This is a genomic window from Nocardia sp. NPDC055002, assembly GCF_053608825.1.
This window is the reverse complement of the sequence record NZ_JBSGWE010000002.1, coordinates 632,859-645,056: the sequence shown is the minus strand read 5'-3', so window position 1 is coordinate 645,056 and position 12,198 is coordinate 632,859. Positions and strand designations below refer to the sequence as shown.

The window sequence follows — 12,198 nt, the reverse complement described above, 5'->3', positions numbered from 1 at the left end:
GGTCGCGCCCGGTCCCCCGCGCGTCGGCGCACACTTGGGCCACGGTCCCGCGACCATGGGACGCACCCGTCGAAAGGATCACGATGCTCGTCGCCTTCTCCGTTGCTCCCAGCGGTTCCGCCCACCACGACGGCTCGGTCGGCGAAGCGGTCGCCGCGGCCGTCCGGGTGGTACGCGCTTCCGGCCTGCCGAACCGCACCGACGCGATGTTCACCACCCTCGAGGGCGAATGGGACGAGGTGATGGCAGTGATCAAAGCCGCCACCGACGCCATCCTGGTCACCGCACCCCGCTGCAGCCTGGTCCTCAAGGCCGACATCCGCCCCGGGGTCACCGACGCGCTGCACAGCAAGGTCGACACGGTCGAGCGCTACCTCGCCGACGGGTAGCCGACGCCCACGGATGCGAGAATGCGAGGGTGGAACTCCGTCCGGCATGCCGTGCCGCGGGCATCGGCGTGGTGTCGATCAGCGAGCACGTCGGCCCGGCTCGGGCGCATCGGGCCGTCCCCACCTTGTCGGCTCGACTCGTTGTCGGTCTCGGGGCCCCGCTCGAGGTCGACTACGACGGACAGACCTTGCGCACGCAGGCTGTCGTGGCCGGCTTGCTGCGGCCGGGGCTCGCGACGCCGGTCACCACCCTGCTGCCGAGGCAGCCGACGGCTTATGTCGAGCTGTCGGCATCGGCCATGCGCCGCCTGATCGGCATGCCACTGAGTGAGGTGGACGCGGGCGGCGTGATCGCCGACGCCGTACTGCCGTGGGTGAGTTCGATGTGTGCGGAGTTGGCGGAGCTCCCGGCCGGTCGACGCGAGGCTGTTCTGCGCATTCGGCTGCTCGACCAGCTGAACCGGGCCGGGTACGACACCACCGCCGACCACGCCCTGCGCGCGCTGGATCTGATCAGAGCCGGGAGGGGAACAGCGTCGGTCGACGATCTCGCCGACGACGTGCACCTGAGCGCCCGGCGTCTGCGCGAGGTGATGCGACGTTCGCTGGGGGTCACCCCGAAATTCGCCTCCCGCGTGGCCCGTCTCGAGTGCGCGGTGCACCGCGCCGGCACGGGCGCGACATCCTGGGCCCAGGTGGCAGCCGAGTCGGGCTACCACGACCAGAGCCACCTCGTGCGCGAGTTCCGCGATTTCATGAACACCACGCCGACCGGCTGGCTCGCGGAAGAGGGCCGAAATCTACAAGGCCGGCAACGCCCTGCTCGACGAGCATGGGAAAGATGAACAGCCAACTGGTCCCGAAACTGCTGGTCTCCGACGCGGACGCCGCGATCACCTTCTACACCCAGGCGCTCGGAGCCGAGGTGAGTCTGCGCGTCACCGAGGACGCGGTGGTCCACCACGCCGAACTCACGCTCGGCTCCGTCGTGTTCGCCCTGGCACAGAGTGTCCAGGAGTGGGGGTGGTCCGACCCCGGGTCGGTGGGTGGCTCGCCGGTGCTCCTCGTGCTCACTGTCGCCGATCCCGACGCCACAGCGCAGCGGATGGCGCAGCACGGAGCCGAGGTCGTGATCCCCGTCGACAACCGTCCCTACGGCAAGCGGCAGGGCAGGGTGAAGGACCCCTTCGGGCACCTCTGGATCCTCAGCGGCGACCTGCGATAGGCCGCCGAGCCACCGTGGCGAGCGCGGGGTGCGCTCGCCACGGCCGGATCTCACAGCATGCAGCGGGCGATCGAGTCGGCCACACACGCTGGGCGGTCGGCGTTTTCGAGCTCGACGGTGACGTGCCGATGGACTTGGACGCCGCCGGGCACCTCGGTGACCTCGGTGAGCGTGAGGTGGGCCCGAATACGGCTGTCGACCGGGACGGGAGTGAGGAAGCGGACTCGGTCGAGGCCGTAGTTGATGCCCGCCTTCGCCGCGCTGACGGTCATGATCTGCTGGGTCATCGGCACGATCAGCGACAGGGTGAGGAAGCCGTGGGCGATGGTGGTTCCGTAGGGGCCCGCGGCGGCGCGTTCGGCGTCGACGTGGATCCACTGGTGATCGTCGGTGGCCTCGGCGAACAGGTCGATGCGCCGCTGGTCGACGGTGATCCAGTCGCTGGGGCCGAGTTCTGTGCCGACCGCCGCCCGCAGGGCGTCGACATCAGCGAAGTCCGTGGTCATGCCGTTCCTCCGAAACGTTGGCGCAGTGCGCGTTTGAGAACCTTGTGGGTGGGGCCCAGGGGTAGCTCGGTGACGAACTCGACGCGGCGCGGGTACTTGTACTTCGCGACCTGCTGCTTGGCGAAGTCGATCACCTCCCGCTCGGTCAGCGCGCCCTCGGGCACGACGACCGCCACGATCTCCTCACCGTAATGGGGGTCGGGCACACCGATCACCGCCACCTGCGCGATCCGTGGGTGTCGCATCAGGGCCGCTTCGATCTCGGTCGGATACACATTGAATCCGCCGCGCAGGATCATCTCCTTGATCCGGTCGACGATGCGCACCCGACCGGTCTTGTCGCGGGTGCCGAGGTCGCCGGTGCGGAACCAGCCGTCGACCACCGCGGCCGCGGTCGCCTCCGGCCTGCCGGTGTAACCGCTGAACACGTTGTGCCCACGCACCACAACCTCCCCGACGTCGCCGATCGGCAACAATTCGATGCGGTCGGTGATCGCGGGATCGGCGATCTCCACGTCGACGCCCCACACCGGATGCCCCACGGTGCCCGCCTCGGTGCCGAAGCACGGCTGGTTCACCGCGGCGGTCGGCGAGGTCTCCGACAGGCCGTACCCCTCGAGCACCGGCGCGTGGAAGTTCCGCTCGAATTCCTCTAGCACGGCGACGGGCAGTGCGGCGCCGCCGCTGACGCACAGTTTCAGCTCGGGCATGGCCGGTGCCGAAGCCGCCGCCTCGATCAGCGACAGGTACATCGTTGGCACACCGTGGAACAGGTTGACCCGCTCGGCCGCCATCAGCGAAATAGCGGCGGCGGCATCGAATCTCGGCATCAACACCAGGGTGCCACCGACTCGCCAGTGCGAATTCATCGACACCGTCTGGCCGAACACGTGGAACAGCGGCAGCGCGCCGAGAGCGATGTCGTCGCGGTGGATCTCGTTGGCGTCGAAGGTGTTCACCGTCGCGCACATCACCATGTTGAGGTGGCTCAGTTCGGCCCCCTTGGGTGTGCCGGTGGTACCGCTGGTGTAGAAGACGACCGCGGTATCGAGCGGGCTACGGGAGACGAAGTTCGAGATCGCCTCGCCGACAAGCTCTTCGGGCGCGACGACGTCGATGCCCGCGCTGCTCGCGGCTTCAGCGCCCGTGGCCGCGACCATCGGATGACAGATCAGCAGTGAGGCACCGCTGTCGCGCAACACGTACTCCATTTCCGGCGCGGTGAGCAGTAGATGCACGGGCACCACGGTCGCGCCCGCTGCCAGGATGGCGAAATAGGCGCGCGGGAAGTCGGCGGTGTTCGGACACAGCAGGCCCACCCGGTCACCGGGTTTCACGCCACGCGCGATCAGGGCACTTGCTTGCTCGCGGGCCTGCAGCCACAGATCGGCGAAGGTGACGCGGGTGTCGCCTTCGATCAGGGCGAGGTGGTCGGGTCGGCGGCGGGCGGGTTCGGCGAGAATGCTCGCCAGGGAGAGGGTGGCGTTCACGGGTGGTTCCTAACGACAGCGATGGCGAGAAGCGGGGCGGCCACCGCGGGGAGCGGGGGCGTGGGTGCGGTGACCACCAGCGGTGATCACCGCACCGGTCAGCGGTGGAGGTGGACGGCGAGGCCTTGGCCGACACCGACACACAGGGTCGCGATCCCATGACGGGCATCGCGGTCGGCGAGTTCCATCGCGGCGGTGAGCGCCAGTCGCGCACCGCTGGCACCGAGCGGATGACCGAGTGCGATCGCGCCACCGTTGGGGTTCACGTGATCGGCATCGTCGGGCAGGCCGAGCCCGCGCAGTACCGCGAGCGCCTGCGCGGCGAAGGCCTCGTTGAGCTCGAGCACATCGACCTCGCCGATGGTCAAACCTGTTCGAGCGAGCAGTTTTTCGACGGCGGGAACCGGACCGATGCCCATGGTCCGCGGTGCTACGCCCGCCGCCGACATCGCCCCGACTCGTGCGAGCGGTGTGAGACCGTACCGGCGAACGGCATCCTCGGAAGCCAGCAACAGCGCCGCGGCACCGTCGTTGATCCCCGAGGAGTTTCCCGCGGTGATCGACCCGCCGGGTACCACCGCCCGCAACGCGGCGAGCGAGTGCGCGCTGGTCTCGCGCGGATGCTCGTCCCGATCGACGAGTACCGGTTCGCCACGACGCTGCGGCACGGGGACCGCGGTGATCTCGCGAGCCAGCCTGCCCCGGGCGATCGCCGCCGCGGCCCGCTGCTGCGAGCGCACGGCGAACGCGTCCTGATCAGCGCGCGCGATCGTGTACTCGTCGGCGATGTTCTCCGCGGTCTCGGGCATCGTGTCGGTGCCGTAGCGTTCGTGCATCCGCGGATTCACGAACCGCCAGCCGATCGTGGTGTCGGCGAGCTGGGCCGACCGATCCCAGGGTGCACCGCTTTTCGGCAGGACATAGGGCGATCTGGTCATCGACTCCACACCGCCGGCGATCACCAGATCCGCGTCACCGGCCCGGATCGCCCTGGCCGCGTAGCCCACGGCATCCAGACCTGAAGCACACAGCCGGTTGACCGTCACACCGGGCACGGTCACCGGCAGACCCGCCAGCAGCGCGGCCATCCGAGCGACATTGCGATTGTCCTCACCGGCCTGGTTCACACAACCGAGAACCACATCGTCGACCGCGTCGAAGTCCACGCTCGGAAGCCGTTCGACCAGGGCGGAAATCGCGTGCGCGGCCAGGTCGTCGGGACGCACCCCGGCCAGCGCGCCCCCGTACCGGCCGAACGGCGTTCGCACACCGTCCACCAGATACGCGGTGCCCGTCACAAGCCCATGTCCTTGGCGATGATCATCTTCATCACCTCGCTGGTGCCGCCGTAGATCCGGTTCACCCGGTTGTCGGCGTACAGGCGAGCCACCGGATACTCGTTGATGTAGCCGTAGCCACCGTGCAACTGCAGGCACCGGTCGATCACCCGCGAGGCCACCTCGGAGCAGAACAGTTTGGCCGAGGCCGCGTCGGCGGCGGTGAGTCCCTCGCGGTCGAGGGCCTCCAGTGCCCGGTCGACGACCGCCTCGGCGGCGTCGACCTCGGCCTGACAGGCGGCCAGTTCGAACTTGGTGTTCTGGAACTGCGCGACCGGCTGGCCGAAAACGCGACGGCCCCTGGTGTACTCGAGAGTGAACCGGATCGCCGCCTTGGCCTGGGCATAGGCGCCGAGCGCGATCGAGAGCCGTTCCTGCGGCAGATTCTGGCCCAGGTAGCTGAATCCCCTGTTCGCCTCCCCCAGCAGGTCCGACACCGGAACCCGCACGTCGGTGAAGGACAGCTCGGCGGTGTCGGAGACCTTCAGACCCAGCTTGTCCAGCTTGCGTCCCACCGCGTACCCCGGCGACTTCGTATCGACGACGAGCAGCGAGATCCCGTGGCGGCGATCTGTTTCCGACGGCGGAGCGGTCCGCGCGCAGACGATCACCCGGTCGGCGTGTACACCGCCGGTGATGAAGGTCTTGGACCCGTTGAGCACATAGTGCGTGCCGTCCTCGGACAGCTGTGCGGTGGTACGCATTCCGGCGAGGTCGGAGCCGGTGCCGGGCTCGGTCATCGCGATCGCGAACATGATCTCGCCCGAGACGAATCCCGGCAGCCAGCGCTGCTTCTGTTCTTCGGTCGCGAGGTTCTTCAGATACGGCAGGCACAGGCCCACGTGCACGCCGGACCCGCCGAAAGACACACCGGCGCGGGTGGTTTCCTCCAGCAGGATCGCCTGGAACTTGAACGATTCGATGCCGGCGCCACCGTATTGCTCGGGCACCTCGATGCCGAACACCCCGAGGTCGGCCAGCTCGGCGTAGAACTCGCGCGGCACGATGCCCGCCTCGTACCACTGGTCGTAGACCGGCGAGACCTTCGATTCGATGAACGCCCGCACGGTCTTGCGGAATGCTTCGTGCTCGTCGTTGAAAACTGTTCTCTGCATGAGGTTTCTCCGCAATCTAGAGACGGCGTCCGCCGTCGACGTACAGGGTCTGTCCGGTGACGAAGCCGGCATCGTCGGAGGCGAGGAACGCCACCACGTTCGCGATGTCGGCGGGCACGCCGACCCGTCGCAGCGGGGTGATCTCGGCGGTCTTCGCCTGCAGGTCCTCGGCACTCACGCCCATGCGCGCCGCGGTGGCCGCGGTCATCTCGGTGGCGATGAAGCCGGGCGCGACCGCGTTGACGCGGATCCCGAACGGGCCGAGTTCCATGGCGAGGGTGCGGGTCAGGCCCTGGATGCCCGCTTTGGCCGCCGCGTAGTTGGCCTGGCCGCGATTGCCGAGCGCCGAGACGCTCGAGGTGTTGACGATGGCGCCGCCACCGTTGTCCACCATGTGCTTCTGCGCGGCCTTGCTGCACAGAAACGCACCGCGCAGGTGCACCGCTATCACCAGGTCCCAGTCCTCGACCGACATCTTGAACAGCAGGTTGTCGCGCAGCACGCCCGCGTTGTTCACGAGCACGTCGAGCGAGCCGAGGTCGGCCACGGTGCGCGCGACGGCATCGGCCACCTGCGCCTCGTCGGCGACATCGCAGCCGAGGCCGATCGCGGTGCCGCCCGCCGCGGTGATCTTCTCGGCGGCCAGCACCGCGGCGTCGGTGTCGAGATCGACGACGGCAACGGCGAATCCGTCGTCGGCCAGGCGGGCAGCGGTCGCCGCGCCGATGCCGCGAGCCGCCCCGGTGACGAAGGCTGTTCTGTGGGTCATGGGTCGTACTCCTGTGTCAGACAATGGCGTTCACGCCGGTGAGGGCGCGCCCGATGAGCAGTTTCTGGATCTGGGTGGTGCCCTCGTAGAGGGTCAGTACGCGGGCGTCACGCAGGTACTTGGCGACGGGGTACTCGTCGATGTAGCCGTAGCCGCCGAACACCTGGATCGCGTTGTTGGCGGCCGAGACCGCGGCTTCGGAAGCGAACAGCTTCGCCATCGACGCGGCGGTGCCGAAGGCTTGCCCGCGGTCGGCGAGATCGGCCGCGCGCCACGCGAGCAGCCGGGCGGCGTCGGTCGCGACGGCGATATCGGACAGCAGCTCCTGGACGAGCTGGTAGCCGGCGATCGGCTTGCCGAACTGTTCGCGCTCACCGGCATAACGCACCGCGGCTTCGAGGCAGGCACGGGCCACGCCGACGCACCCGGACGCGACCCCGATGCGCCCCTTGTCGAGCGCGGACATCGCGATCCGGAAGCCCTGCCCCTCCTCGCCGAGGCGCAGCGCGTCGGGCACCCGGACGCGATCGAGGACGAATTCGGCGGTGGCCTGGCCGCGCAGCCCGAGCTTGCCCTTGATCTCGGTCCGGCCGAAGCCCGGCGCGTCCGTCGGCACCACGAACGCGGTGACACCCTGGGGGCCGGGCCCACCGGTCCGAGCGAACACCAGCGCGTGATCGGCCCAGGTCCCGTTGGTGATGAAGATCTTGGTGCCGGACAGAACCCAGTCCGACCCGTCGCGGACGGCGCGGGTGTCCAGATTCGCCGCGTCGGAGCCGGTGCCGGGCTCGGTCAGCGCGAAACAGCCGAGCTGTTCACCCGCGCAGATCCCGGGCAGGAATCGCTGCTTCTGCTCCTCGGTGCCGTACGCGGCGATCGACTTGCCGAACAGCCCGAGCGAGACCGACACGATGCCGCGCACCGCGCTGTCACCGCGTCCGAGCTCCTCGAGCAGCAGGCAGTAGTCGAAGGTGTCGCCGCCGGAGCCACCGTATTGCTCGGCGATCCCGATGCCGAGGAAGCCGAGAGCGCCGAGTTTGCCGACGATCGCCGGGTCCACCGATTCGTCGCGATCCCACTGCGCGGCGTACGGCACGACTTCCTTGTCCACCCATGTTCGGGCGAGTTCACGCAGGTCGGACTGCGCGGGGGTGAGCTGGAAATCCACGGAACCACTCCTGAACCAAACGGCGTTAGGTTTACTCGGGCACCGTATCCTAACGCTGTTCGGTTAATCAAGAGTCATTTTCGGCATCGGTGATACCGTTCGATTCCCGACGAGAGAGGGAGTACCGCATGGCGAGGCCGCGCGTTCCGCTGTTGAGCCGCGAGCGCATTCGCGACGCCGCGCTGGTCCTGATCGACCGCGACGGGCTCGCCGAAGTCTCCATGCGCAAATTGGGCGCCGAACTCGGCGTGCAGGCCGCCTCGCTCTACGGCCACTACCCGAACAAGGACGACCTGTTCGACGACATCGCCACCGGCATCATGAGCCACGTCGACACCTCGGCCTTCGACACCATGAGCTGGGATCGCGCACTCGCGGACTGGGCGCGCAGCTATCGCGGCGCGCTGGCCACCCACCCGAACTTCGTGCCGTACCTGGCCACCGGCCCGGGCCGCCGGGCCGAGAACCTGCGCGCCGCCGACGCCGTCCACGGCGGTCTGGTCGGCGCGGGCTGGCCACCGCGCTACGCCACCATGATCGGCGCGGCCACTCGCTACCTGGTCATGGGTTCGACAGTGGGCTCGTTCGCCGGCGGCTTCGCCGACGACGTGCAGGTCTACCGCGACCGCTACCCGCACCTGAATCAGGCACACCTGCTGCGGGCGATCGCCGACGAAATCGATGACGACAGTTTCGAATTGGCGCTCACCGCGTTCATCGCCGGTCTCACCGCCACCTACGCGACCGTCGTCACCGCGGACTGAGCGTGCCCCCACACACAACAAAACCGGTGGCGCCTACGCGATCGCTCCCATGCGCCACCGGTTCTGTTGTCGGTCCCCCGTCTGAGGGGTTCGCCTACATCGAGGCGATCAGCCGGTCGACGCGTTCGTCGACCGATCGGAACGGATCCTTGCACAGCACCGTGCGCTGCGCCTGATCGTTCAGCTTGAGGTGCACCCAGTCGACAGTGAAGTCGCGGCCGGCTTCCTGCGCGGCGGTGATGAAGTCACCACGCAGCTTGGCTCGCGTCGTCTGCGGCGGGGTGTCCACGGCGGCATCGACGGCGTCGTCCTCGGTGATCCGCTTGGCCAGACCCTTGCGCTGGAGCAGGTCGAAGACCCCGCGACCACGCTTGATGTCGTGGTAGGCCAGATCCAGCTGGGCGATCTTGGGATCCGACATCTCCATGCTGTAGCGGTCCTGGTAGCGCTGGAACAGCTTGCGCTTGATCACCCAGTCGATCTCGGTGTCGACCTTGGCGAAGTCCTGCGCCTCGACCGCGTCGAGGGTGCGACCCCACAGATCCACCACCGCGTCGACCTGCGGATCGCGATCGCGGTTGCGCAGGTGCTCGACGGCGCGGGCGTAGTACTCGCGCTGGATCTCCAGGGCACTGGCCTGGCGGCCGCCCGCCAGGCGCACGGGACGGCGGCCGGTGAGATCGTGGCTGACCTCGCGAATGGCCCGTATCGGGTTGTCGAGCGCGAAATCGCGGAACGACACCCCTGCCTCGATCATTTCCAGCACCAGCGAGGCGGTACCGACCTTGAGCATGGTGGTCGGTTCGGCCATGTTGGAGTCACCGACGATCACGTGCAGGCGCCGGTACTTCTCGGCGTCGGCGTGCGGCTCGTCGCGGGTGTTGATGATCGGGCGCGAGCGGGTGGTCGCCGAGGAGACGCCCTCCCAGATGTGCTCGGCGCGCTGCGACAGGCAGAACGTGGCCGCCTTCGGCGTCTGCAGCACCTTGCCCGCGCCACAGATGAGCTGGCGGGTGACCAGGAACGGGAGCAGCACATCCGAGATCCGGGAGAACTCGCCCGCCCGGACCACGAGGAAGTTCTCGTGGCAGCCGTAGGAGTTGCCCGCGGAGTCGGTGTTGTTCTTGAACAGGTAGATGTCGCCGCCGATGCCTTCTTCGGCGAGGCGCTGTTCGGCGTCTATGAGCAGATCCTCCAGCACCCGCTCGCCGGCGCGGTCGTGGGTGACCAACTGCACCAGGCTGTCGCATTCGGCGGTGGCGTACTCGGGATGCGATCCGACGTCGAGGTACAACCTGGCACCGTTGCGAAGGAAGACATTGGAGCTACGGCCCCAGGACACCACCCGGCGGAACAAGTACCGGGCTACCTCGTCGGGGGACAGCCGACGGTGACCGTGGAAGGTGCATGTCACACCGAACTCGGTCTCGATCCCCATGATTCGTCGCTGCACACTATCGACACTACAGCCATGACCAGTGCCCGCGCGGCGCTCCTGACATCCCATTCGCATACGTGTTCACAACGATTCGGACAGCGAACGACCTCCGCGCACACGACGAGATCGGGCCTGCGAACCGGTGTGATTCGCAGGCCCGATCATGATCGTGACGGTGGGTTATTTCCCCGCGTCGTCGTCGGGTTCGGGCAGCTTCGCCTCTTTGACCGGCTTGGGCTTGGACTTCGACGCGGCCAGCGCCGACTCCAGGGCGGGGCCCTGCAGCCTGCGGAACGCCCGGCGCGGCCGCTGCTGCTCGAGCGTGGCCACCTCGAGGGAGGCCTCACCGAGCGAACGCTTGTCCTTGTCGGCTTCGGGCTGACCGGCCAGCAGTGCGCCGATCGCCACCTTCAACGCGTCGTCCAGGGACAGACCCGGCTTGTAGGTGGCTTTGAGCTGGGTCAGGATCGGCTCGGTGGTGCCGCCCATGACGACGTACTCGCGTTCGTCGACGATGGACCCGTCGAAGGTGATCCGGTACAGCACCGAGGTCGGTGACTGTTCGGGATAACCCACCTCGGCGACGCAGATCTCCACCTCGTAGGGCTTGAGCTGATCGGTGAAGATCGACCCCAGGGTCTGCGCGTACAGGTTGGCCAGTCCACGCCCGGTGACATCGCGCCGGTCGTACTGGTAACCCTTGAGGTCGGCCTGCAAGATGCCGCCGCGGCGCAGGGCCTCGAACTCGTTGTACTTGCCGACCGCGGAGAATCCGACGCGGTCGTAGAGCTCGCTGACCTTGTGCAACGTCGCCGACGGGTTCTCGGCGACGAACAGCACGCCGTCGGCGTAGACCAGCACGATCACACTGCGACCGCGACCGATGCCCTTGCGGGCGAGCTCGGTCTTGTCGCGCATGATCTGCTCGGCCGAGGCGTAATACGGCAGCGTCATAGGACGGCGCCCCCTTCTTCCGCGGCTTCCCGGTCGGCGATCACACCGCGGGCGATCTCGGCGAGACGATCCTCACCGATCTCGTCCGCACCGTCGGCGTCGATCACCACCGCTGTCGGGTAGATCCCGCGCAGCATGTCGGGACCACCGGTGGCGGTGTCGTCGTCGGCGGCGTCGAACAGGGATTCGACCGCGATCCGCAGCGCCCGGTCCTGGTCGATGCCGCGCTGGTAGAGCTTCTTCAGCGACGACTTCGCGAACGTCGAACCGGAGCCGACCGCGGTGTAGCCGAACCGCTCCTCGCTGCGCCCGCCGACCACGTCGTAGGACACGATGCGGCCGGACCGGTCGAGGTCGAGGATCTGGTCGTCGAAACCGACCAGCAGCGGGATCGCGGCCAGGCCCTGCATGGCGGCAGGCAGGTTGTCGCGAACCATCTTCGACAGCTTGTTGGCTTTACCGTCGAAGGTGAGCGGCACGCCTTCGATCTTCTCGTAGTACTCCAGCTCCACGGCGAACAGCCGCACCATCTCGATCGCGATGCCCGCGGTACCGGCGATACCCGCGGCCGAGAAGGTGTCGGTGATGTACACCTTCTCGGTATCGCGGCTGGCCAGCAGGTTGCCCATGGTGGCCCTGCGGTCGCCCGCGATCAGCACGCCGCCACGGTAGGTGACCGCGACGATGGTGGTGCCGTGCGGCGCCAGATCCTTCGTCGCGGTCAGATCCGAGACCGGAAACCTGTTGGCGGGCAACAGGTCCGGAGCGTGCATGCGGAGATGTTCGGTGAACGAGGAGAGAGCCCGCCCCGCGTGGAGGCGCAAGGGGTCACCTGGGGTCACTGGCCGCCCTTCTGCACATATGCCCGCACGAAGTCTTCGGCGTTCTCTTCGAGCACGTCATCGATCTCATCGAGCAAGTCGTCGGTTTCCTCCGCGAGCTTCTCGCGGCGTTCCTGCCCTGCCGCGTCTACGCCCTCGGGGCCCTCGTCCTCGTCGCCACCCCCGGCGCGCTTGGTCTGCTCTTGTGCCATGGCAGCCGAC

General features: G+C 68.0%; 14 protein-coding genes. 4 read left to right on the top strand and 10 right to left on the bottom strand.

Features of this window, described 5'->3' with window-relative positions; genetic code table 11:
• Positions 1-83 precede the first annotated feature (83 nt).
• From ACWF99_RS10210 to ACWF99_RS10200, 3 genes are read left to right on the top strand one after another with little or no spacing between them, the layout of a single operon-like run.
• Complete coding sequence (locus tag ACWF99_RS10210; RefSeq protein WP_378627478.1) at positions 84-389, top strand: thiamine-binding protein; 306 nt, start codon at positions 84-86, stop codon at positions 387-389.
• A gap of 29 nt (positions 390-418) precedes the next feature.
• Entirely contained in the window at positions 419-1,234 is an 816-nt protein-coding gene (locus ACWF99_RS10205; protein ID WP_378627475.1) for a helix-turn-helix domain-containing protein, read from the top strand.
• Positions 1,231-1,614, top strand: coding sequence for a VOC family protein (locus ACWF99_RS10200; RefSeq protein WP_452535652.1), 384 nt, complete (start codon positions 1,231-1,233; stop codon positions 1,612-1,614). The genes ACWF99_RS10205 and ACWF99_RS10200 overlap by 4 nt, the downstream gene beginning before the upstream one ends.
• Before the next feature lie 50 nt (positions 1,615-1,664).
• Here ACWF99_RS10200 and ACWF99_RS10195 read toward each other — a convergent pair whose 3' ends face one another.
• The 6 genes from ACWF99_RS10195 to ACWF99_RS10170 form a co-directional block, all read right to left on the bottom strand.
• Positions 1,665-2,120 carry a MaoC family dehydratase gene (locus ACWF99_RS10195; RefSeq protein WP_378627470.1) on the bottom strand — a complete coding sequence of 152 codons (456 nt, stop codon included), beginning with the start codon at positions 2,118-2,120 and terminating at the stop codon, positions 1,665-1,667.
• Positions 2,117-3,610: a long-chain-fatty-acid--CoA ligase gene (locus ACWF99_RS10190; RefSeq protein ID WP_452535651.1), complete on the bottom strand. Its 1,494-nt coding sequence runs from the start codon at positions 3,608-3,610 to the stop codon at positions 2,117-2,119. The genes ACWF99_RS10195 and ACWF99_RS10190 overlap by 4 nt, the downstream gene beginning before the upstream one ends.
• A gap of 98 nt (positions 3,611-3,708) precedes the next feature.
• Positions 3,709-4,908, bottom strand: coding sequence for a 3-oxoadipyl-CoA thiolase (gene pcaF / locus ACWF99_RS10185; RefSeq protein WP_378627466.1), 1,200 nt, complete (start codon positions 4,906-4,908; stop codon positions 3,709-3,711).
• Positions 4,905-6,062: an acyl-CoA dehydrogenase family protein gene (locus tag ACWF99_RS10180; RefSeq protein ID WP_452535650.1), complete on the bottom strand. Its 1,158-nt coding sequence runs from the start codon at positions 6,060-6,062 to the stop codon at positions 4,905-4,907. The genes pcaF and ACWF99_RS10180 overlap by 4 nt, the downstream gene beginning before the upstream one ends.
• Positions 6,063-6,078: 16 nt before the next feature.
• Positions 6,079-6,831 carry a 3-oxoacyl-ACP reductase FabG gene (fabG, locus tag ACWF99_RS10175; RefSeq protein ID WP_452535649.1) on the bottom strand — a complete coding sequence of 251 codons (753 nt, stop codon included), beginning with the start codon at positions 6,829-6,831 and terminating at the stop codon, positions 6,079-6,081.
• 16 nt (positions 6,832-6,847) lie between these two features.
• Positions 6,848-7,999, bottom strand: a complete 1,152-nt coding sequence (locus ACWF99_RS10170) for an acyl-CoA dehydrogenase family protein (RefSeq protein WP_378627459.1) — start codon at positions 7,997-7,999, stop codon at positions 6,848-6,850.
• Between the two features lie 128 nt (positions 8,000-8,127).
• Between ACWF99_RS10170 and ACWF99_RS10165 the strand changes: the two genes are divergently transcribed.
• On the top strand, positions 8,128-8,763 hold the full coding sequence (locus ACWF99_RS10165) for a TetR/AcrR family transcriptional regulator (protein ID WP_378654834.1): 636 nt from the start codon (positions 8,128-8,130) through the stop codon (positions 8,761-8,763).
• A 94-nt stretch (positions 8,764-8,857) separates the two neighbouring features.
• Here ACWF99_RS10165 and pafA read toward each other — a convergent pair whose 3' ends face one another.
• From pafA to ACWF99_RS10145, 4 genes are all read right to left on the bottom strand, one after another.
• Positions 8,858-10,216, bottom strand: a complete 1,359-nt coding sequence (pafA, locus tag ACWF99_RS10160; protein ID WP_194824832.1) for a Pup--protein ligase — start codon at positions 10,214-10,216, stop codon at positions 8,858-8,860.
• 165 nt (positions 10,217-10,381) lie between these two features.
• Complete coding sequence (gene prcA, locus ACWF99_RS10155) at positions 10,382-11,155, bottom strand: proteasome subunit alpha (protein ID WP_301901013.1); 774 nt, start codon at positions 11,153-11,155, stop codon at positions 10,382-10,384.
• The gene (prcB, locus tag ACWF99_RS10150; RefSeq protein ID WP_378627456.1) at positions 11,152-11,997 is read right to left on the bottom strand and encodes a proteasome subunit beta; all 846 of its coding nucleotides are present in this window, start codon (positions 11,995-11,997) and stop codon (positions 11,152-11,154) included. Before prcB ends, prcA begins: the two co-directional genes overlap by 4 nt.
• Positions 11,994-12,188 carry a ubiquitin-like protein Pup gene (locus ACWF99_RS10145; RefSeq protein ID WP_019047503.1) on the bottom strand — a complete coding sequence of 65 codons (195 nt, stop codon included), beginning with the start codon at positions 12,186-12,188 and terminating at the stop codon, positions 11,994-11,996. Before ACWF99_RS10145 ends, prcB begins: the two co-directional genes overlap by 4 nt.
• Positions 12,189-12,198 lie beyond the last annotated feature (10 nt).